Source organism: Hydrogenophaga sp. PAMC20947 (genome assembly GCF_004795855.1).
Lineage (GTDB): Bacteria > Pseudomonadota > Gammaproteobacteria > Burkholderiales > Burkholderiaceae_C > Hydrogenophaga.
This window is the reverse complement of the sequence record NZ_CP039252.1, coordinates 4,149,625-4,170,260: the sequence shown is the minus strand read 5'-3', so window position 1 is coordinate 4,170,260 and position 20,636 is coordinate 4,149,625. Positions and strand designations below refer to the sequence as shown.

Below are 20,636 nucleotides of genomic sequence, written 5' to 3'. Positions count from 1 at the left end.
CGCTACCCCATGCACGCCCTGACCCGCCAGCAACTGATCCTGCTCGTCCTGCTGACGGTGGTGTGGGGCCTGAACTGGCCCATCATGAAGCTCGGGGTCACCGGTTTCCCGCCCCTGACCTTCCGGGCCCTGTGCATGTGGATTGGCCTGCCCGTGCTCGCGGTGGCGCTGAAGATCAAGGGCATTCCTTTCCGCATCGCGCGCGAGCACTGGAAAGAAGTGGCGTTGCTGGCGGTCGCCAACATGTTTTTCTGGCATGCCCTGGTGGTGCTGGCGGTGCAATCGCTCTCCAGCGGGCGAGCGGCGATTCTGGGCTACACCATGCCGATTTTTTCTGCCCTCATCGGCGCACTGGTGTTTGGCCAGCGGCTGCCGAGCCGGGCCTGGGGCGGTGTGGCGGCGGCGGCACTGGGCGTGGTGCTGTTGCTGTGGCACGAAATCACGGCGCTCTCGGGGCGCCCGACCGGCGTGGCCATGATGCTGGTGGCGGCCTGCACCTGGGCGCTGGGCACGCAGCTGATGCGGCGCACCACCCTGCCCTACCTCACACTGACCATCGCGTTCTGGATGACGGTGCTCACCACGTTGTGGATGAGCGGACTGGCCACCGTGTTCGAGCAGGACCGCTGGGCCATGCCTTCCTTGCCGGTCTGGGGCTCCATCGTCTACAACGCCATCGGCGTCTTTGCCTTTGCCCAGGTGGCCTGGCTGGCACTGGCCCGCAGTTTGCCGCCGATTGCATCCACGCTGTCGGTGATGATGATTCCGGTGCTGGGCGTGTTCAGCGGCGCCTGGTGGCTGGGCGAGATCTTGCACTGGCAGGACTGGACGGCGGTGGCCCTGGTGATGTTTGCGATCCTGACCGTGTTGTTGCCTGCCCGAGCGAAAGGCGCAGACGCCTAAGGCCTGTGGGTTCAGGCACCCCGCAAGGTCTCCAGCGCGAGGCAGAGATCGGCCCAGGCCTCGCGCTTGGCGGCGGGCGTGCGCAGCAGGTAGCCCAGATCGTAGGTGGCGATCAGGGGCACCCCCCGGTACTGGTGCACCTGCCCGCGCAGGCGGCCCAGCGGTGCCTTGGTCTGCAGCATGGACTGAGCCGCCATCCGCCCCATGGCCAGAATGATCCGGGGTTGCACCAGCTCCAGCTGGCGCGCAAGGTAGGGCTCACACTGCGCAGCCTCTTCGGCCGACGCACTTCGGCTGGCCGGTGGGCGGCATTTGAGGGCTTGAGTCAGGTAAGCGGCGTGCTCGGGCGCGCCCTCCCGCGAGACGCCCACGGCCGCCAGCATGTTGTCGAGCAATTGCCCGGCCTGTTGAGAAAACGGCTCGCCTTGTGCGTCGTCGTGTTCGTCGGGGGCTTCCCCCACCACCATCCAGTGGGCCAGGCGGCTGCCGGTCCCAAGCACCGCCTGTTTGCGGCTGCGACACAGGCCACAGGCCTCACAAGCACCCACCGCCACCTGCAGCGCCGGCCAGTCCAGGCCGTCTGCCACTGGCGCCACCAAGGGCGCTGGCGCCACAGGGGCCGGCGGTGACGGCTCGGCCACCGGCGCTCGGGCGCGGGCAGGTTCGGCCACTGCACGGGCGGGCGGGGTCGTGGTGGCAGTGGTCACAGGTGGTGGCGGAGGCGCAGCCACCGCAGCCTCTTGCGCCTCAGGGACCGGAGCCCGCTCCAGCGCGCGCTTGGGTGCCCAGACCCGAACCCCCATCTCGGCCAGCATCGCGCGCTGGCGCGCATCGAGGTCGGGCACGAACGAAATGTCAACAGGCGCCGACATGTCCGCACCGGGCTCCGGGTGGTTGTCGCTCATACCGTGTCCTCCCCAGCGCCTGAAAGTTGCAGGCTCAAATTCATCACAATCGCATCTTCGCGCCGCCCCTGCCCCACAGGGTAATACGCCTTGCGCACGCCCATGTCGGCAAAGCCATAGCTGGTGTACAGGGCACGCGCCGGCGTGTTGCTTTCCCGCGCCTCAAGCCACAGCCACAGGGCGCGGTGCCCCCGCGACCACAACACCAGCGCGTCCAGCAGGCATCGGGCCCAGCCCTGGCGCTGGTGTGCGGGAGACACGGTGATGTTGAGCAGGTGCACCTCCTCCACACCCGGCATGGCCACCAGGTAACCCAGCAAGACACGGCCATCGGCGCGCGGTGGCCATGCCAATTCGCCCGGCAGCAATTCGCCCAGCAACAGCATGGCCGGGTAGCCGGACCCCATCGAATCGGCAAAGTGTTTGCGCGACCAGGGGTGGGCATAGGCGGACTTTTCCACCTCGGCCACCCCATCCAGATCGGCTTCGGTCATGGGTGCGTAGCAGACCCTGCGGGACGGCGCGGCGCGCGCTGGCTCAGCTGGCCAGTCGGAGGGGGCCCAGACCGGCACCGCCGGCACTGCGTTAGCGGTTTCTGCAGGTGATGAGTCGTTGTGGGTGGTGCTCATGCTGCCCCCAAAGCAGCCAGGCGCGCGGCTTCGCGCTCATCGGTGGTCCGGGCCACTTTGTCGCGCACATACACCGGCAGCGTGTCAGCGGCCGCCACAGCAGCCCCGGCTGCCAGCAGCCGGGGCGCCAGCCGCAACAGGGCTGCCGCAGTGGGCAGCGCCTCGACACGCGGGCCAGGCAGGCCCGCCAGCGGCTCGGGGTACACCTGAAAAGCGTTTCCTGCCCACAGCACCTCGCCCGGCGTCAGCGCCATGCCGGGCGGCAAGCTGCTTTGCACACTGCCCAGCCAGTCGGGCGGGGCACACAGGCGCGGTGCCTGCACCGGCTCAGGCGACAGGCCTTCGGGACCACAGGCATACAGCGCCACATACATTTCGCCCATGCGAGCGTCCAGCCCGGCCGCCACCCAACCCACAGGCGCACCGCCGGCCGCGGCATGGCGGAAACGCGCCTCTTCGCCCAGCGCCAGCAAGGTGTCCACCGGCAGCACCGGCAAGCCTCCTTGCTCGGCGACCCGCTCAGAAGCGGCCTGCGCACCATAAGCCAGCCCTTGCGCCACCGCACAGGCGGTGCGCAATCCTGTGAAGGAGCCCGGACCTCGCGCCACCACGATCGCGTCCAGCGAGGCCAGAGGCCAGCCCACCTGGGTCAGCAAGCGTTGCACCGACGGCAAAAGGTGCATGGACGACTGTGCAGCACCCGGACCGTTGTACTCGGCGACTTGTCCGCCCTCGCCACCCGCCCCGACCGCCACCGACAGCTGGTCGGTGCTGGTCTCCAGGGCGAGCAATCGGTGGTGGGCTGGGGTGCGAAGCAGGGTCGGGGACATGGATGGATTATCGGGCAGGCCGTCTGGCGCGCCGCACGAGAATGCTCAACCCCGATCTCACGCTCCCGCCATGCGGGTGCTCCCATAATGGTGACACCATGCACCGGCCATCCGCTTTGCCCCCCCTGACTTCCCTGAAACTTTTGACGCCCTGGCTGCGCCCCGCGCTCGGCGGGTGCCCGCGCAACCTGCCGGCCGCTGCCTGCTTGCTGGGCCTGATCTTCCTGGGAACGCTCACCCCGCCAGCCCACGCTCAGACGCCGGCGGCCGATCCGGCCATGAGCACCCTGCCGCCCAGCGTGCTGGCGGCTTTGCAGCGCGCCGGCGTGCCCGCACAGGCCATGTCGGCGTTGGTGCTGCCTGTAAAAAGCGGTGGTGGCGAGCGTTTGAGCTACCGGGCCGATGCATCGGTCAACCCGGCCTCGGTGATGAAACTGGTGACCACCTACGCCGCCATGGACATGCTGGGCCCCGACTTCACCTGGCGCACCGATTTTTATACCGACGGGCGGCTGGACAACGGCAGCCTGCGCGGCAACCTGTACATCCGAGGCGGCGGCGATCCCAAGCTGGTGCTGGAGCGCATCCACGCGGCCTTCTGGGCGCTGCAGGACAAGGGTGTGCGCGTCATTTTGGGCGACATGGTGCTCGACCACAGCGCCTTTGAGCTGCCCGAACACGACCCTGGCGATTTCGACGGCGAGTCCCTGCGCCCCTACAACGCCAGCCCCGATGCCTTGCTGGTCAATTTCAAATCGGTCATTCTGACTTTTCAGCCCGATGCGGCCGCCGGTGTGGCGCGCGTGGTGAGCGAGCCCCCATTGGCCGGACTCGCGGTTGATGCCACGGTGCCCTTGTCGCGGGCCGCCTGCGGCGACTGGCGCGGCGCCCTGGTCGCGCGGTTTGAAGACGCGAACACGATCCGCTTTGAAGGCCAGTACCCCAGCCGCTGCGGCGAAAAAGTATGGCCTGTGGCCTACCAGGACCCGGCCAGCTACGCCGCACGCGCCATGGAGGGTTTGTGGCGCGCCAGCGGTGGCGCGTTGACGGGGCGGGCCCGCACGGGCCTCACGCCGCCCGGCGTGAAGCTGTTGTACGAAGCCCAGTCGCTGCCGCTCTCTGAGATCATTGCGGACGTCAACCACTTCAGCAACAACGTGATGGCCCAGCAGGTCTTTCTCACCCTGGGCCGGCTCGCACCCGCACGGCAAGAAGTGCGCGGGGTCACGCGAGACCAGTTCCAGCCCCTGCGCACCGGCCGCTTCGAGCGTTCGCGCGAAGCCCTGTCCCAGTGGTGGCGAACCACATTTGGCATCCGCAGCACCGAGCCCATCATGGAAAACGGCTCAGGCCTCTCGCGCAACGAACGCATCACGCCCCAGGCGTTGGCCACCATGCTGCAGCACGCCGCGCGGCACCCCAATGGCGAGCGGTTTGTGCAGTCGCTGTCGGTGGCCGGGGTGAGCGGCACCGCCGCCCGCATGGCCCAGGGCCCCAACAGCCTGGCGCGCGGCAACGCCTGGCTGAAGACCGGGACCCTGCGCAACGTGACCGGCATCGCCGGCTTCGTGGACGCGGTCGGCGGGCAGCGCTATGTGGTGGTGGGGTTTGTGAACCACGAGCAGGCGTCTGCGGCCCGGCCCGCACTCGATGCACTCGTCGAGTGGACGGCAGGGCTGCCCAACTGAACGATGAGGTGGTGCGCAGCGCTGGCGCCGCACCAGGGCCAGGCCTACCAGGGGCCGGTCAACGCATCAGCCATCCCCAGGCGGCCATGCACAAGCCCGCCAGCAACAAGGCAGCGATCCAGGCCACCCGCGCAGGCCGCGCCCGACGGCGGCGATGCAGCTCCAGTGCCCGGGCATGGCGGCGCGTCAGCGCGGTGTCCACCAGGTCTTGCGGATGAACCTCGGACTGCACGGTGCTGTAGTAGCAGTGCACGTTGTCGCTGTTGATGCTCAGCGTATCGGCGCCGAAGGCCCTTGAAATCGGTGATGGTTTCATGGCGTTTGAAGCTCTGTAAATGGCTGCGACTTCAGCCGCAGCAGACACGCAGGCGGGCGCGCGGTCCCACGTCACCCAACGCATTTCCAGCTGTATCGGCCGTTTCAACCCATTCTTGAGCCATCCGCCCATCAGCAGCCGCAAGGCACAGGGCACTGTTCCCATGCAGGACGGCCCCATTGACCGACAAACCTGGGGGTCTCCCGGTTGCTGTTCCCCGGCGTTGGCCCACAAACGCCACAATCCGCCGCTCTTTGTCTCCGTTTTTCCAGCCAGCTGCATTCCTTGCGCTGGCCTCTCCACCGTCCATGAAACACAGCTTCTCCATCTCCATCGCTTCCGCCGCCCTGATCGCGGCTTTCGCCCTGCCCGTACACGCCCAGTCAGCCGGCAGCTGGTCTGCTCGCATTGGCGTGACGCAGATTGCGCCCGACGTCAAAAGCGGCAACCTGTCGGCTCCCAGCCCCGCCGGCACCAAGACCGACGTGACCGCTGACACACAACTGTCGGGCGGCATCAACTACATGGCCACCGACCACGTCGCCATTGAGCTGCCGCTGGCGCTGCCTTTCCGCCACGACCTTGTCGGCGATGGCGCCATCAAAGGTGCTGGCAAAGTGGGTGATGTCAAATCCCTGCCACTGACCCTCATCGCCCAGTACCGTTTCCGGGAAGCACAGGCCGCCTTCCGCCCCTACGTGGGTCTGGGCGTGACCTATGCACATTTTTACGACGAGCGAGGCACCACCACCCTCACCGGCCTGACCAACCCCGGCGGCACCGCCACGGGACTGACCGTGGACTCCCGCTGGGGCACCACGGCCCAGGTGGGTGTGATCGCGCGCCTGGACGACACCTGGTACTTTGACGCCAGCCTGTCCAAGACCTACATCAAGACCCGGACAACACTCTCGACCGGCCAGTCCATCGACATCGATCTGGACCCCGTCACCGTCATGGTCGGCGTGGGCAAGCGGTTCTGATGCCGCTCCGCTGAACAAAAAAAGCCGGTCCATTGACGACCGGCTTTTTTTTCATGCCTGGGTCCTCAGGCTGCCGCGCGCTGCAACCGGTCTCGCACACCGTCCCAGGCCGCATCTGACGGCGGTGTTTCCACCCAGATCAGGCGCACACCGGTCGCGTCGAGCTCGCGCAACACGGCAAACAGCTCCTGCGCACAAGCGGCGGCACTCGCCGGCATGCTGCGCACCGGCACGGACTTGCTGGCCACGCGCACGCCAGCGCTGGCGTAAACCGCAATGTTCTTCGCGTCCTTGCCCAGCATGTCCAACCCGGTCTGCAATTGCTGGGCGGTCATCAGGCGCACGGTCGCACGCGGCGCATAGTGGGAAGCCAAGGTGCCCGAGGCTTTGGGGGCCTGGGCATCGCGGTCTCGCAGCGGCTGGCCGCAAGCGGCCTCGAGCTCTGCCGGCGTCAACATGCCGGGGCGCAACAACACCGGCACCCCGCGCGACGCATCCACAATGGTGGACTCGATCCCCACCGGGCAAGCCCCGCCGTCGAGGATCAGCAATTGATCTTCTCCCAGATCGGCAAATTCTTCGGCCACATGCGCCGCCGTGGTCGGGCTGACCCGGCCAAAGCGGTTGGCACTGGGCGCCGCCACACCCAGCACACCGTGGGCCCGCGCCGCCACCAGCAATGCCTGGGCGGCCGGATGCATCGGGCAGCGCAAGCCCACCGACGATTGACCGCCGGCGGCGACCGCCGCCACTTCGGGGTGGCGAGGCAGGATCAGCGTGAGCGGGCCTGGCCAAAACCGCTCCATCAGCGCCAGCGCAAAGTCGGGCACTTCGCTGGCATAGGGCGCCACCGCCGCACGCCAGCCGCCAGCATCCAGGGTCGCAGCGGGGGCAATGTGCACGATCAACGGATGATCAGAGGGACGGCCTTTGGCCTCAAAAACACGGTGCACCGCGCTGGCGTTGCCTGCATCGGCGGCCAGCCCGTAGACGGTTTCGGTGGGCATGCCCACCAGCGAGCCGGCTGCCAGCCGCTGCGCAGCGGCCTCCACATGCGTGGCATCGTTTGCGCTCAGAACCCGGGGCATCTTGCTGCGATCAGTTCAGCGCGGGCAAACCCAGCAAGACCAGCGCCTGAGCGGCGGCCTCGCGCACCTGGGCCGCGGTTTCGCCCGTGATGTTCAGGTGACCCATTTTTCGGCCCTTGCGCGCGCTGGTTTTTCCATACAGGTGCAGGTGGGTCCCCGGCAAGGCCAGCACCTCTGCCCAGGGCGGCGGCACCGGATGCTCGCTGGCCTGCGCACGCACGCCATTGGGGGCAAACCACAGGTCCCCCAGCAGATTCACCATCAGGCTGGGGCTGTGTTGCCGCGGCGTGTGCAGAGGCAGACCGGCCAGCGCACGCACCTGGGCTTCAAACTGCGAGATATCACAGGCGTTTTGTGAATAGTGGCCGCTGTTGTGCGGGCGCGGGGCCATTTCGTTCACGATCAGGTCGCTGCCCCCTTGCCCGTTGTCGACCACGAAGTATTCGACGCACAAGACGCCTACGTAGTTCAGGTGGTTGGCAACCGCCACCGTGCTGGCCTGCGCACGTTGTGCCAGCTCGCCCGCCACCGCGCCATCAAACACTTCGGTGATGGCCAGAATACCGTCGAGGTGGGTGTTGGCCTGCACCGGAAAACACACGGTCTGGCCATCAGCCCCGCGTGCCACCAGCACCGAACACTCCGAACGCAACGGCATGAGCTTTTCCAGCACACAGGCCACGCCACCCAACTGGGTCCAGGCCGACTCCAGCTCGGCCCGGGTCTTCACCCGCACCTGGCCTTTGCCGTCATAACCCAAACGCGCAGTTTTCAGAATGCCCGGCAACAGGTTCTCCGGCACCGTGGCCATTTGGTCGGCCGACTCGATACCGGCATAGGGTGCCGGGAACACGCCACTGATGGGTGCGCATTGCACAAAGTGCGCTTTTTCCTGCAAGCGGTCTTGCGCCACAGCCACGCAGTCGGCCGATGGCGCCACCGGGCGCTGCTCGGCCAGTTGGCGCAAGGCCGGCGCGGGCACGTTTTCAAATTCGGTGGTGATCGCATCACACAGGTGCGCCAGCTCTGCCAGACCGGCCGGATCGTCGTAAGCGGTCTGCACGTGGTGGTGACTGATCAGGCCCGCCGGGCTGGCCGGATCGGGGTCGAGCACCGCCGTGGTGTAACCCATGGCCTGCGCCGCCTGCACAAACATGCGGCCCAGCTGGCCGCCGCCCATGACACCCAGGGTGATGGGCTGGCCACGCTCGGACAATGCGCCTGGCAACAAGGGTTTGAAACTCATAAGCGGGCTGACTGGATTAAGTAAACGGGTCGAAAGCGGTGCAGCGACCCGGAAACGCCCCGGATCGGGTTGAGGGACATCATGCGGGGGGCAGGGTCATGGCACGTGCGGCTTCGGTCTGGGCGACGCGGTAAGCCACCAGCTTCAGGTGCAAGGCCGGGTCTTCGTTGGCCAGCATGGCCACTGCAAACAAGGCAGCGTTGGCCGCACCGGCCTGGCCGATGGCAAACGTGGCCACGGGCACGCCCTTGGGCATTTGCACAATGCTATGCAACGAATCGACACCGGACAGCGCTTTGGACTGCACCGGCACACCCAGCACCGGGACAACCGTCTTGGCCGCGATCATGCCCGGCAGGTGCGCCGCGCCGCCGGCGCCGGCGATGATGGCCTTGAGGCCCCGGCCCACGGCAGCTTCGGCATAGGCAAACATGTCGTCGGGCATGCGGTGGGCCGACACCACGCGGGCTTCAAACTCAATGCCGAAGTCTTTCAAAATCTGCACAGCGTGCTGCATGGTGTCCCAGTCGCTGCTGGAACCCATGACCACGCCGACCTGAATGGGGTTCATGAGGGAAGTGCTTTCGAGCAAAGTTCAACCGTGGGGGCCGAGGGCGGGCCAAGGGTCAGCCCGGCTCCGTTAAAGTGTTGATTTTACGTTTTGCGCCCAACCCGGCCGGCTCAAGTCTGCAGGGACCGCGCCCGCTCTCCAACAAAGGCCCCCTTCGCCATGATCAACGTCACCGCCGCCAACTTTGAAACCGAAGTCATTGAGGCTTCCATGACCACCGCCGTGCTGGTGGATTTCTGGGCGCCTTGGTGCGAACCCTGCAAGATCATTGGCCCACTGCTTGAAAAGATCGAAACCGAATACGCTGGCCGGTTCAAGCTGGTGAAAATCGATTCCGAACAGGAACAGCAACTCTCCCAGGCCTTTGGCATCCGCAGCATCCCTACCTGTGTGCTGCTGAAAAACGGCCAACCCGTGGACGGCTTCTTGGGCGCATTGCCTGAAGGCGAAGTCAAAGCGTTCCTGGACAAAAACCTGCCCGCAGCCGAAGTGCTGGAAGCGGTTGAAGAAGAAGCCGACGCCATGGACGCGCTGGCCGCCGGCGACATCGAAGGCGCACTGACCAAACTGCAACTGGCCGTGGAAACAGACGGCAACAACGACGACGCGCGCTTTGACCTGGTCAAGCTGCTGCTGGAGCTGGACCGCGACGACGACGCCAAAGTGGCATTTGCGCCCGTGATCGCCAAGGCCATCGCCGTGCGCCGCCTCGATTCGCTCAACCGCTGGATGCAGACCCGCGACAGCCAGGCCGCTGTGACCGACCCCGAAGCCCGCGCCAAAGAACTGCACGCCGCCATCGCGGCCAACAAGCGCGATTTCGAAGCCCGCTTCAACCTGGCGCAAATGCTGTGGGCCAACAACCAGTTCGTACCCGCCATGGACGAGCTGCTGGAGATCCTCATGCGCGACAAGGGCTGGAACGAAGAATTGGCGCGCAAAACCTACATCGCCATCCTCGATGTGATCGATCCACCCAAGCCCAAAGTGGCCGAAGGCCAGGTGCCGCCAGAAGACCCTACGGTGGCCACCTACCGCAGGCGCCTGTCCAGCGTGGTATTGAGCTGACCCGTTCGCTCAGCAAGGTTACCCGCATCTGTAATCTGTACCGAGCGCGGTACGCCACACGCATGCAGGGGAGCCATCCGGGACGCCGAGGAACCGGCTTCGCCGGGCCTCCAGCGTCGTCGCCTCTTTGAGGGGGTCAAGCGCAGCGCGGCAGGGGCGGGCCAATTCAAACCCGCTGATCCATCGAAGGCTTCTGCCACAGGTTGACACCCCCATCCACGGCGTGCTGGTCGATGGCAGCCAGCTCTTGGGCGCTGAAATTCAGGTTCTTCAACGCACCCGCCAGCTCCACGATCTGCGAAGCGCGGCTGGCGCCAATCAGGGCCGATGTCATGCCCGGCTGGCGCAGCACCCAGGCCACCGCCATCTGGGCCAGGCTCTGGCCCCGCGCCTGGGCGATGGTGTTCAGCGCGCGCACATGGGCCAGGTTTTGTTCGCTCAGGTGCTCCGCCCGGAGCGAACCACCACCCGGCCGGTTGATGCGCGCATCTTCGGGCACTCCGTTCAGGTATTTATCGGTCAGCAAACCCTGGGCCAACGGGCTGAACGCGATGCAACCAACACCTTCTGCCTGCAACGTGTCCAGCAAGTCTTCTTCCACCCAGCGGTTGAGCAAGCTGTAAGACGGCTGGTGAATGCGCAGGGGAACACCCATTTGGCGCAACAAGGCAGCGGCTTCGCGTGTTTTACCCGCCGAATAGCTGGAAATGCCCACGTACAAGGCTTTGCCCTGCTGCACCGCCGAGGCCAGCGCACCGCAGGTTTCCTCCAGCGGTGTGTCGGCGTCAAACCGGTGGGAGTAAAAAATATCCACGTAGTCCAGCCCCATGCGTTTCAGGCTTTGGTCCAGGCTGGCGAGCAGGTACTTGCGCGATCCGCCGCCTGAGCCGTAGGGGCCAGGCCACATCTGCCAGCCCGCCTTGCTGGAAATGATCAGCTCGTCGCGGTAAGGCCGAAAGTCGCGACGCATGTGTTCACCGAAGTTTGTTTCCGCACTGCCCGCAGGCGGCCCGTAGTTGTTGGCCAGGTCAAAGTGGGTGATACCCAGATCAAACGCGGTGCGCAGCATGTCGCGCTGCGTTTCCATGGGGGTGGCATCGCCGAAGTTGTGCCACATGCCCAGCGTGATGCTGGGCAGCTTGAGCCCGCTTTGGCCACAGGCGCGGTAAGGCATGGATTCATAGCGGTCGGGGGATGCGCTGTACATGGTGTCTCCGGAAGGGGTGGTGAGAGGGGGGCACTGCGACACCGATCACGGTCGGTGCGCACCAACGGGTAAACGAATCAGGTGCATGTCGTTCTAACGCAAGTATGAATCCACGTTGCGCCACGTATCAGCGTGGTCATCTCGGATGGTGTTGCTTGCTTGAGGGTACAAATGAAACCGATGCGCTTTTTTCTCAGCGCGAGGCGCAAACCACAGCCATTGAATGGCCATGGCGAGGATTTGCAACGGTGCCATAGGCGAAAGGGCGCGATTTTATGTGCCTGATTGCGTACGACACGACACCAGGGCCCGCTCAGACCCCACTCCCTTCGGGTAACGGCCAACAAAATGCGGTGCGCGCCTCAGGGAATGGGCACGGGTGTTATTGAAGTCAACGAGCCCTTTTCCGCTCAGACGCAGACGGTGCTTCGCCTGATCGATTGGCGCGGTGATGACGAGCGGGTGAATGCCTGGAGGGGGTGCGGCGCTGGCTCTCCCGCTTGGATGCCTGTGGCGAACCCTTGGCCAAAAACTGCGTGAAACGCTTGCACACCAGCGGTGCGCGCTGGCCACGGTGTGCGAGGGTGCAGGTCAAGGCAGTGCCGCGTCCGAGCGGGCGCGATCGGCCCGTTTCGCTCGGCCAGGCGCAACACATTTTTCTGTTTGATACACCGCCCACGCGCCAGCGGCGTATGTTGCAAGTGTTGGTGGTTGATGGCCTCATGATGGGGTTGCGCACACCAATGTGTGGATTGCCCGACCCATCTTTCGGGTGGCATGGAGGTTTGCAATGCACAAAGTGGTACTCACCCTGGAACAACAGCTGTCGCAATTTGAGGCCGACCATGGCCCGGAAGCTCGGGCGCTGCGCGAGGTGATCGCGTCGTCGAGTGAACTGGTGTTTGCACTGGAGCAAGCCAACGAACTGGGCCATCTCGAGGGTGGCTTTGCACTGCTGATCGTTCAGGGGCAGGTGGAAGAAAAAAAATCGGGGGTCAACTACGATCCGGAGCTCATGTGCCTGTTTGTGCTCTCCACGCTGTTGCAGGCGGCACAGCGCGACCCGCATGCAGTCCAATTGCTCTGCTACGCCTTGGGCCGCGAAGTTCAGCACGCGATTCACCGCTCGGAAATTCGCGAGGCCAATCAGCGGTTTTTTGTGGGCACCTCGGCGATCACCATCGATGTTTCACCGCACGACCACACGCCAGCGGTGCGCCAGTTTTTGGCCAGTACCCGACAGCGTGAGGCGCTGGCCGATATGGCTGGCTTCAATGCATTGGCTGCGCACTTTCAGCACACCCAACCAGACGCAACACTGGCTCAATGGTGCCGGGTACTGGCCGAAGCCACGCCACAGACGCGTGTGTTTGTGCAGGCGCCGAACAGCCCGAACGCGCTGTCGGAATTCATTCTCAAACCAGACTTGGCTCTGGGCTGTGGTTTTCAACTTGATTCCACGCCAGAAACCGTAGAGGCCGTGGCCCAACTTGGTTTTGACGGGCGCGGCGGGCGTGAGGCCACGGTCAGCAAGGCGCTGCATTTCATCGAGTGGCGCGAAGCCCATGCGCTGGCCGAACTGCTCAAGAACGAGCCCGAGAGCGTACCGCCTGAAATACACATTCAACTGCATGCGCTGAACGTCCGCCTGAACAAGGTGCGTCTGCCGGCTGGCATGAGGGATATCTCAAGTGGCGGGCCCATGGTTGCGGTGGGTGCGCTGTCCACCTCGGCGCAAGCGCTGTTGGCCGATGCCGAGCGCCTCGTGCGCGAGACCACCGAGCGCAATGCGCTGCATTGGGACCAAGGCATGCGCAACACAGTGGCCAGCGTGGCGGTGGCTGCGCGCATGGCAGGTCTCACGGGCATCAACCGACTCAGCGCTTCGCACGGCGAAATCCGTTTGGGTCAAGACGACGGGATTCACACCAGGGAAGCCCAGCTCAGCGCCAGATTGGCGGCCAACACGCCCGTGAACAGCTCATTCGCATTGCTGGCCGACGCCAGCATTGACCGACTTCTGAACGAGCCCGATGGTGAAGACTCGACGCTGCAGGCGCTGGAGATCACGATGCTCGGACCCCAGGCTTGGGACCAGATGGTGGCCACGCCCATCACCTTGTCGAGGCATTGAAAGCAGCTGGAAATCCAGGCATTTTTCCGGCTGCGCAGGGCAGCGCCAGGGGCGCCTGAGCCCATTTACTTCAACGAATTCGACCCCACTGCTGGAACCTCAAGCCGTTTCGTCAGCCGGAGCGGCCAGCAGTTCCTGCGCCAGGCGCTCGCCTTGGCGCGCGCGCGGCTGGGCGAAACGCGCCACGCCCAGATACACCACCGGCGTCAGGAACAGGGTGAACACCGCCGCCAGCGACAAGCCGCCAAAGATCACCCAGCCAATGGCGGCCCTCGATTCGGCCCCTGGCCCGCTGCCCAGCACCAGCGGCAAGGCGCCCAGCACGGTGGACGACATGGTCATCATGATGGGCCGCAATCGGGTTGCCGCCGCTTCCTGGGCGGCCTCCAGCACGCTGCGGCCCGCATCGCGCAGCTGATCAGCGAATTCCACCATCAGGATGCTGTTCTTGGCCATCACACCGACCAGCAGCAACAGGCCAATCTGGCTGTAAATGTTGACCGACGTGCCGCTCAGCCACATGGAAAACACCGCCGCGGCGAGACCAAACGGCACGCTGATCAACACCACCGCCGCACTGGTGACGCTCTCAAACTGCGCCACCAACACCAGGAACACCACCAGCAAGGCAATGGCGAAGGTGATGCTCACGTCGCGCCCGGTTTCTTCCAGCGTGGCCGCATCGCCGCGAAACAGCAAGCCCATGCCACTGGGCAGGGTCTTGACGGCCAGATCGCGCAGCACCTGGGTGCCGGTCTGCAAGGTGGTGCCTTCGGCCGCCACCGCGCTCAGCTGCACCGCCCGCCGCTGCCCCAGGCGCTCCAGCTCGCTGGGAATGGCGGTCTCCTCAAAACGCACAAACTGCGACAGCGGCACCAGCCGCTGGTCGGCAGCCCGCACGCTCAGTTGCAACAAGTCTTGCGGGTTGGTGAAGCCGCGCGTGGTGGACTGCAGCAACACGGGCACGGTGCGGTCGTTCACATTGAGCTCGGCCACCTGGGTGCTCTCGACCAGGGCGCGCAACACGGTATCGAGCCCGTCCAGTGGCACACCCAGCGCACTGGCGCGTTCGCGGTCCACCTGCAAAGAGAGCTGCGGTTGTGTCGCTGCGTAGTTCACCCGCACATCACGCAGCTGCGGCAGATCACGCTCGATGGCTTCTGCGAATGCATAGGCAGCCTCTGCGATGCGGGCGTGGTTATCGCCAGTGATGGCCATCTGGATACTGCCATCCCCGCCGCCCCGCCCCAGGCTGCTTCCACCCCGGATGCGCACGCGCGCGCCAGGCAGGTCGTTCAAGGCTTTTTGCACCCGCGCCGCCAGCTGGGCCTGGCTCACCGAGCGATCGGCCCAATCCGATAAAGGCGCCACAATTTCGGCGCGGTTGGGGTCAAAGCGGCCGGTGATGGTGAACACATTCTCCACCAGGCCTTCCGCCTTCAGTGGCAACACCGCCTTCAGCGCCTGCTCCAGCTGCCGGTCCGAATACGCCAGGCCCACGCCGTCAGGGCCATCGAGCCGGATCGACAAACTGCCCCGGTCTTCGGTGGGCGTGAGCTCCTGGTCGAGCTGCGTGAACAGCCAGGCCGCAAACCCAGCCAGCAGCACACACACGCCCGCCACCCACCATCCGTGGCGCAAGGTGCTGGCCAGCCAGCGGCCATAGCGCTGCACCGCAGCGTCGCCCCAGGCCGACACCCGCTTCCAGACCGGTCCGGGTGGGCCATCGGGGGGCAGTCGCGACGCCATCATGGGGCCCAGCGACAAAGCCACAAACGAAGAGATGCCCACGGCGATGGCCATCACGAAACCAAACTCGGCAAACAGGCGGCCCGCCGCTGACGGCAAAAACGAGATGGGCACAAACACCGCGATCAGCGTGAGCGTGGTGGCGACCACGGCAAAAAACACCTCGCGCGTGCCCAGCACCGCCGCCGCGCGCGGACCCAGGCCCATGGCGCGCCGGCGCTGGATGTTTTCCAGCACCACGATCGCATCGTCCACCACCAGACCGGTGGCCAGCAGCAGGGCCAGCAGTGTGAGCAGATTGATCGAATAACCCAGGCTCCAGATGGCCGCCAAGGTCCCGATGAGGGCAATGGGAATGGCCACCACCGGCACCAGCGTGGAGCGAACATGCCCCAGGAAAGCCGCCACAACTGCGGCCACGATCAGCACCGCCAGTCCCAGACTCCAGAGCACTTCGCTGATCGCGCCGCGGATGAACACCGCATCGTCCGACACCACACTCACCCGCACATCGCGCTGCTGCGCATTGATGCGGTCCACCGCCGCACGCACGCCGTCGGAAATCGCCACGCTGTTGGACTGTGCCTGGCGCACCACGCCGAGGCTCACCACGGGCTTGTCGTTCAGGCGCACATAGGAATCGGCATCGGCTGGCCCCAGGAATACATCGGCCACCTGCGCCAGCGAAACGGCCGGTGAAAACCGCAGCGCCCTGAGCTCTTCAGGTGTGGTCACACTCGCGTTGGCCCGCACCAGGACGTCCTGGTTGTCAGACACCAGGTTGCCCGCCGGCACGTCGAGCCTCGCGCCGCGCAACAAGGCCGCCACATCGTCCACCGCGAGGTTGTAAGCGCTCAGGCGCGCCGGGTCGATGCGCACCCGCATCACCTGCTGGCGCGCGCCAAACAGGTTGATATCGGCCACGCCGGGCACCGAAATCAGCTCGGGCTCGATGCGCTCTTCCACCACCCGGGAAAGTTCGTCGATGGCCAATGTGTCGCTGGACACGGCCAGCTGCATCACCGGCTCGGCATCGGCGTCGGCCTTGACGATGGTGAGATTCTCCAGCCCCGTGGGCAGATCGCGCTGCACCCGAGCCACGGCATCGCGCACGTCATTGGCCGCAGCGATCAGATCGACGTTGGGATTGAACTCGATGATGATGCGCAGGTTGCCTTCTTCACTGGCCGATCGCACCAGCACCACCCCCGGCACCCGCGCTGCCGCGCCTTCGAGCAAGCGGGTCACTTCCGCATCCAGCGTCTCGGGCGAGGCGCCCGGAAAGTTGGCCCGCACGGCCACGATGGGTCGGTCGATGTTGGGCAGCTCGCGCACCTCCACACCCAGCCAGGCTGTCACGCCGGCGATCACGATCAACAAGTTGATCACGATCACCAGCCAGGGCCGGCGGATGGACAATGCGGGCAGGCCGGAGGCGCGGTCGTCGGTCATACAGGGTGAGGTGGCTGCGTGGTTATTGGTCAGCGTTATGGACTGGCACTGCCACTGGCTTCAGCGCCCACCACCTTGACGGTGCGCCCCTCGCGCATGCGCTGCACGCCTTCGACCACCACCGAATCCTGGGCGGTCAAACCGCCATCAACCAGCACCCGGCCATCCTGGCGCTGCACTGCGCGAGCCGCCACCTGCACGGCCTTGCCCTTGCGCACCACCCACACAAACGAGCCATCCCGCCCCCACTGCAAAGCGAGTTCGGGCACGCTCAAGCGGCGCTCGCCCGGCAAAGCCAGGTTCACCTGAAACGACATGCCCGAGCGCAACACATCGTCGGCATTGGGCAGGACCGCCCGCACCTTGATCTGGCGGGTCACGGGATCCACACGGCTGTCAATCTGGATCACCCTGCCCTCAAATCGCCGGGCCGGATGCGCGGGGTTCACAGCCAGCAATGGCTGACCTACCGAGACCCGGGCCAGATAGGCCTCCGGAATCTGCAGGTCAAGGTGCAGCTCATCACGGTCGTCCAGCGTCGTGAGCACCGTATCGGTGTTGATGCGTTCGCCTTTCTCAACGGCGGCGAGGCCGGGCGTGCCCGCGAAAGGCGCGCGCACCACCCGGTCAGACAGCTCTTCGCGGGCCTGAGACCATTCGATCTCTGCGGTGCGCAAAGCGGCCCGCGCTTCGTCGGACACGGTGTCGGGCACCGCGCCGGTGCCCCGCGTGGCCTCATAGCGGGTGTGCATCACGCGCGCCGCGTCCACCTTGGCTGCCGCCAGGTCCACCGCCAGGCGCTCGCGCCGGTCCACCAAGCGCAACAACACATCGCCTGCGCGCACGGCCTTGCCCGGCTTGAACAAGACCTCGGCCACCTCACCGTCAACCGGCGAGTGAACTGTGACCGATTTTCGCGCCGATCCGGTGCCCAGCAACGTCAGCTCCACACCGTCGCTGCCCTCGGTCACGGGCGCCACGATCACCGGGATCGGTGCGTCATCTCTGCCGCCTTTGCGCCCACCCTCCGCCTTTGCAGGTGCCGAAGCAGGAGCGGAGGACTGAGCAGGAGCCTGGGCCTGGACAGGCTCTGTGCGGGTTGCCACCCAGGCCACAGCTGCGGCCAGACACAACACGGTCATCAAGACAACCCAAGGCGATCGGAGTCGGTTCACAGAATCCTTTGGAGGAGCAACACAAAAGGCATGCACACGCTGCAAGCGGCATGCGACGCACACCAACCCCATCAATGAGACCCAAGCGGCAGACAAGGTTCCCTTGCTGCGCCCCAACGCACAACACGGGGAGAAACCGCTCCAATGCTACTGTGATTTGGCTCGTGACCCTCTGCACCACCTCAGCCATGCGCGTTCGGATCCAAAACGGGATGGCTGGCGTGCTGGCCTGGCGCGTCGTGTGCCACTGGGCAGACGCAAGCCAACAGGTGCGTCAGCCGCCCGTTCTGGGCCGCACGCTGGTGGGCCGTGATTTTTGCGGAACCCTATTCAAAGTACGAAGTGCAGGCTTCGTTGCGAATTCGGAAGCGCCGTCCAGGCTCGCCCTGGAACTCGAGTCTCGCGCCTCATCCCGCAAAAGCCACGCCGCGCAAGGCGGGGGTTATGCCGAGGGTCCCTGGGTTCAGGTGAAAGAACGGCAACAGCCCAGCTCGACAAGGGCGCGGCGGTCGTGCCCGCACGCCAACCCGGGCTGGGCCCAACACCGGGACAGGTGTGGCCCAGAAAGCTCCCTCTGGACAACCCACCCATCAACGCAGGTGCGTTTGTCCCGTCCTCGAAGAAAGCAGCGGGGCGAAGTGCGCGAATACTCAGGCTGACCGGAGCTTGAAGCGCTCGACCAAGCCTTTCAGGCGATCGGCCTGGTCGCGCAAGGAGCTGGCTGCGGCGGCCGACTCTTCGGCCAGGGCGGCATCTTGCTGGGCCCCACGGTCCAGATCGTTGACCGAAGACTTGGCCTGTCCGATGCCGTGGCGCTGCTGGGCACCCTCGGCCGCGATGGACTCGATGGTCGAAGACACCCTTTGCACCGAGACCATGATTTCGCTGGTGGCGCTGCCCGCCCGTTTGACGTGCTCGCTGCCTGTGACCACCTTTTCCAGCGTTGCCTCGATCAAGCCCCTGATTTCGCGCGCTGCGGTGGCGCTGCGCTGAGCCAGGCTGCGAACTTCCGCAGCCACCACTGCGAAGCCCCGGCCTTGCTCACCTGCGCGTGCGGCCTCAACCGCCGCGTTGAGCGCCAGAATATTGGTCTGAAACGCAATGCCATCGATGATCGCGGTGATGTCGGCAATCTGGCGCGAAGCCGCGTCGATCTCGTTCATGGTCGCCACCGCCTGCCCCACCACGTGGTCGCCTCGGGTGGCCGCAGACTGCGCATCGGCAGCGAGCGAGTTGGCCGACTGCGCCGATTGCGAGGCCTGATCCACCGACATATCGAGCTCGCTGAGCGCGCCGATAGCGCCTTGCATGTTGGTCGCAGCCAGCTCGGCGCGCCCACTCAAGTCCTGGCTGCCTTGCGCAATTTCAGCACTGGCCAAGGCAATGTCATCACAAGCCTGTCGAACCCCTGAGGCCAGATCGTGCTGCGCCAGACGCATGCTCTCCAGCGCTTTGGCCAGCACGCCCAGTTCCCCCTTGAAATGGGTATCCACAGGCACCGATAAATCGTGCCGAGCCATGCGCTCGGTCGCCTCGACCGTGGCCGAGAAACCTTGAGTCACATCCTGTGTGATGCGCCAGGCAGTGAACACGCCAAACAACAAGGCCAACCCACAGCCGGCAATGACCAGGTTGCGCTGGGTGGTGGCCTCGGCAACCGCCAAGGCCACCGAAGCCTGTTCCGCTGCGGTATTCCATACGGACACAGCCACCAGTGCATCAGACCAATCCCGGTGGCGCTTGACCCACTTCTCAGACTCGCTGGAGAGCATGAGCGACATAGAGAAGAAAGCCGCCGTGTCGCCCCGTCCTTCTGCCGCCTTTTCTCCCAATGGAATCAGCTCATGCACCATTCTGGCTTGGGCGTCCACGGCGGCCAGCATCGGCTGCACACTGGCATCCCCCGCAGGGATCAAATCCCCCGCAGCCTTTCTGGCTGCCTGGAAGTCTTGCCAATGCGCTCTGGCAAGCTTCATCGTGGCTTCACCCTCAGACAACTCCGCACCACGGATGCCCCGCAACGTGGCCATGAACCGGTTGGCACTGCGCTCCATCTCCATCACCGCAGCGGTTTGCTGTCCTCCGCGGATCGCCACGTCTTGCAAGGATTGGTTCAGCGTGCGCATGCCACCCAATGCCAGGGCGGCAATGGCCAACAGCAGCACCAGCACAACACCAAAGCCAAAGGCCAACCGGTGACCCAGGCGGAGATGTGAAAGAAACTTCATGGCAGGCATCCGTTCAAAGTTCAAGGGCTGTCCAGCACAACGCTGCGACAGACGCCTCATGCCTCGCGCAGTCAACCGTCCATGCTGGTGGTGTTGCCCTTGAGTTTGGATGCACGGCCCACGTCTATTCGATTGAACAAGTCGGGAAACCGCAGCCAGTTGAAGTAAACACCCCCCAGCGCGGAGCGTGGGGGCGCAAACAAACTGCCGCAGGGCCACCCCAAGCCGGATCACTCCCCCTGGGAGCAGCGTCCCGCTCAGCAGCGGAGCGTGGGGCCGGACTCACCGCCGGGCCGCCCCAAGGTGAGGCCAACCCCCTTGGGGGGCAGCGACCCGCGCAGCGGCGAAGCGTGGGGGCCGGGCTCACCGCCGGGCCGCCCCAAGGTGAGGCCAACCCCCTTGGGGGGCAGCGACCCGCGCAGCGGCGGAGCGTGGGGGCCGGGCTCACCGCCGGGCCGCCCCAA

Annotated in this window: 17 protein-coding genes; 5 read left to right on the top strand and 12 right to left on the bottom strand. The window is 65.5% G+C overall.

The window, feature by feature from the left end; all coding sequences use genetic code 11:
• Positions 1-9 precede the first annotated feature (9 nt).
• A complete protein-coding gene (locus E5678_RS19050) occupies positions 10-903 on the top strand; it encodes an EamA family transporter (protein ID WP_136180872.1) in 894 nt (297 codons plus the stop codon).
• 11 nt (positions 904-914) lie between these two features.
• Here E5678_RS19050 and E5678_RS19045 read toward each other — a convergent pair whose 3' ends face one another.
• The 3 genes from E5678_RS19045 to tsaB form a co-directional block, all read right to left on the bottom strand.
• Positions 915-1,808, bottom strand: a complete 894-nt coding sequence (locus E5678_RS19045) for a uracil-DNA glycosylase (RefSeq protein WP_247596833.1) — start codon at positions 1,806-1,808, stop codon at positions 915-917.
• The gene (gene rimI / locus E5678_RS19040; protein WP_210732075.1) at positions 1,805-2,302 is read right to left on the bottom strand and encodes a ribosomal protein S18-alanine N-acetyltransferase; all 498 of its coding nucleotides are present in this window, start codon (positions 2,300-2,302) and stop codon (positions 1,805-1,807) included. Before rimI ends, E5678_RS19045 begins: the two co-directional genes overlap by 4 nt.
• A gap of 131 nt (positions 2,303-2,433) precedes the next feature.
• The gene (tsaB, locus tag E5678_RS19035; RefSeq protein ID WP_136179990.1) at positions 2,434-3,267 is read right to left on the bottom strand and encodes a tRNA (adenosine(37)-N6)-threonylcarbamoyltransferase complex dimerization subunit type 1 TsaB; all 834 of its coding nucleotides are present in this window, start codon (positions 3,265-3,267) and stop codon (positions 2,434-2,436) included.
• A gap of 98 nt (positions 3,268-3,365) precedes the next feature.
• On the opposite strand from tsaB, the gene dacB reads away from it, so the two are divergent.
• Complete coding sequence (gene dacB / locus E5678_RS19030) at positions 3,366-4,955, top strand: D-alanyl-D-alanine carboxypeptidase/D-alanyl-D-alanine-endopeptidase (RefSeq protein WP_247596832.1); 1,590 nt, start codon at positions 3,366-3,368, stop codon at positions 4,953-4,955.
• Positions 4,956-5,013: 58 nt separating this feature from the next.
• On the opposite strand, the gene E5678_RS19025 is transcribed toward dacB, so the two are convergent.
• Positions 5,014-5,271 carry a hypothetical protein gene (locus E5678_RS19025; protein WP_136179989.1) on the bottom strand — a complete coding sequence of 86 codons (258 nt, stop codon included), beginning with the start codon at positions 5,269-5,271 and terminating at the stop codon, positions 5,014-5,016.
• 308 nt (positions 5,272-5,579) lie between these two features.
• Between E5678_RS19025 and E5678_RS19020 the strand changes: the two genes are divergently transcribed.
• Positions 5,580-6,254, top strand: a complete 675-nt coding sequence (locus E5678_RS19020) for an OmpW family outer membrane protein (RefSeq protein ID WP_136179988.1) — start codon at positions 5,580-5,582, stop codon at positions 6,252-6,254.
• Between the two features lie 65 nt (positions 6,255-6,319).
• Here E5678_RS19020 and E5678_RS19015 read toward each other — a convergent pair whose 3' ends face one another.
• From E5678_RS19015 to purE, 3 genes are all read right to left on the bottom strand, one after another.
• Positions 6,320-7,342 (bottom strand): L-threonylcarbamoyladenylate synthase, encoded by a 1,023-nt coding sequence (locus E5678_RS19015; RefSeq protein WP_136179987.1) that lies wholly within the window; start codon positions 7,340-7,342, stop codon positions 6,320-6,322.
• A gap of 10 nt (positions 7,343-7,352) precedes the next feature.
• Positions 7,353-8,588 (bottom strand): 5-(carboxyamino)imidazole ribonucleotide synthase, encoded by a 1,236-nt coding sequence (locus tag E5678_RS19010; protein WP_136179986.1) that lies wholly within the window; start codon positions 8,586-8,588, stop codon positions 7,353-7,355.
• A gap of 79 nt (positions 8,589-8,667) precedes the next feature.
• Complete coding sequence (gene purE, locus E5678_RS19005) at positions 8,668-9,159, bottom strand: 5-(carboxyamino)imidazole ribonucleotide mutase (protein ID WP_136179985.1); 492 nt, start codon at positions 9,157-9,159, stop codon at positions 8,668-8,670.
• Positions 9,160-9,318: 159 nt separating this feature from the next.
• Here purE and trxA point away from each other — a divergent pair, with 159 nt between their 5' ends.
• A complete protein-coding gene (gene trxA, locus E5678_RS19000) occupies positions 9,319-10,227 on the top strand; it encodes a thioredoxin (RefSeq protein ID WP_136179984.1) in 909 nt (302 codons plus the stop codon).
• A 166-nt stretch (positions 10,228-10,393) separates the two neighbouring features.
• Here the strand turns inward: trxA and mgrA are convergent, their stop codons facing one another.
• Complete coding sequence (gene mgrA / locus E5678_RS18995) at positions 10,394-11,434, bottom strand: L-glyceraldehyde 3-phosphate reductase (protein WP_136179983.1); 1,041 nt, start codon at positions 11,432-11,434, stop codon at positions 10,394-10,396.
• A gap of 790 nt (positions 11,435-12,224) precedes the next feature.
• On the opposite strand from mgrA, the gene E5678_RS18990 reads away from it, so the two are divergent.
• Positions 12,225-13,568, top strand: a complete 1,344-nt coding sequence (locus E5678_RS18990; protein ID WP_136179982.1) for a hypothetical protein — start codon at positions 12,225-12,227, stop codon at positions 13,566-13,568.
• Positions 13,569-13,667: 99 nt separating this feature from the next.
• Here E5678_RS18990 and E5678_RS18985 read toward each other — a convergent pair whose 3' ends face one another.
• From E5678_RS18985 to E5678_RS22850, 4 genes are all read right to left on the bottom strand, one after another.
• Entirely contained in the window at positions 13,668-16,769 is a 3,102-nt protein-coding gene (locus E5678_RS18985) for an efflux RND transporter permease subunit (RefSeq protein ID WP_136179981.1), read from the bottom strand.
• Positions 16,770-16,804: 35 nt separating this feature from the next.
• On the bottom strand, positions 16,805-17,944 hold the full coding sequence (locus tag E5678_RS18980; RefSeq protein ID WP_168708610.1) for an efflux RND transporter periplasmic adaptor subunit: 1,140 nt from the start codon (positions 17,942-17,944) through the stop codon (positions 16,805-16,807).
• Between the two features lie 650 nt (positions 17,945-18,594).
• Positions 18,595-20,172 (bottom strand): methyl-accepting chemotaxis protein, encoded by a 1,578-nt coding sequence (locus E5678_RS18975; protein WP_168708609.1) that lies wholly within the window; start codon positions 20,170-20,172, stop codon positions 18,595-18,597.
• 71 nt (positions 20,173-20,243) lie between these two features.
• A complete protein-coding gene (locus tag E5678_RS22850) occupies positions 20,244-20,375 on the bottom strand; it encodes a hypothetical protein (protein ID WP_281728082.1) in 132 nt (43 codons plus the stop codon).
• Positions 20,376-20,636: the final 261 nt, after the last annotated feature.

What these genes read in the sequence shown, in the direction of transcription:
- E5678_RS19050 (WP_136180872.1), top strand. Translation starts at nt 10, where the DNA reads ATGCACGCCCTGACCCGCCAGCAACTGATCCTGCTCGTCCTGCTGACG.
- E5678_RS19045 (WP_247596833.1), bottom strand. Translation starts at nt 1,808, where the DNA reads ATGAGCGACAACCACCCGGAGCCCGGTGCGGACATGTCGGCGCCTGTT.
- rimI (WP_210732075.1), bottom strand. Translation starts at nt 2,302, where the DNA reads ATGACCGAAGCCGATCTGGATGGGGTGGCCGAGGTGGAAAAGTCCGCC.
- tsaB (WP_136179990.1), bottom strand. Translation starts at nt 3,267, where the DNA reads ATGTCCCCGACCCTGCTTCGCACCCCAGCCCACCACCGATTGCTCGCC.
- dacB (WP_247596832.1), top strand. Translation starts at nt 3,366, where the DNA reads ATGCACCGGCCATCCGCTTTGCCCCCCCTGACTTCCCTGAAACTTTTG.
- E5678_RS19025 (WP_136179989.1), bottom strand. Translation starts at nt 5,271, where the DNA reads ATGAAACCATCACCGATTTCAAGGGCCTTCGGCGCCGATACGCTGAGC.
- E5678_RS19020 (WP_136179988.1), top strand. Translation starts at nt 5,580, where the DNA reads ATGAAACACAGCTTCTCCATCTCCATCGCTTCCGCCGCCCTGATCGCG.
- E5678_RS19015 (WP_136179987.1), bottom strand. Translation starts at nt 7,342, where the DNA reads ATGCCCCGGGTTCTGAGCGCAAACGATGCCACGCATGTGGAGGCCGCT.
- E5678_RS19010 (WP_136179986.1), bottom strand. Translation starts at nt 8,588, where the DNA reads ATGAGTTTCAAACCCTTGTTGCCAGGCGCATTGTCCGAGCGTGGCCAG.
- purE (WP_136179985.1), bottom strand. Translation starts at nt 9,159, where the DNA reads ATGAACCCCATTCAGGTCGGCGTGGTCATGGGTTCCAGCAGCGACTGG.
- trxA (WP_136179984.1), top strand. Translation starts at nt 9,319, where the DNA reads ATGATCAACGTCACCGCCGCCAACTTTGAAACCGAAGTCATTGAGGCT.
- mgrA (WP_136179983.1), bottom strand. Translation starts at nt 11,434, where the DNA reads ATGTACAGCGCATCCCCCGACCGCTATGAATCCATGCCTTACCGCGCC.
- E5678_RS18990 (WP_136179982.1), top strand. Translation starts at nt 12,225, where the DNA reads ATGCACAAAGTGGTACTCACCCTGGAACAACAGCTGTCGCAATTTGAG.
- E5678_RS18985 (WP_136179981.1), bottom strand. Translation starts at nt 16,769, where the DNA reads ATGACCGACGACCGCGCCTCCGGCCTGCCCGCATTGTCCATCCGCCGG.
- E5678_RS18975 (WP_168708609.1), bottom strand. Translation starts at nt 20,172, where the DNA reads ATGAAGTTTCTTTCACATCTCCGCCTGGGTCACCGGTTGGCCTTTGGC.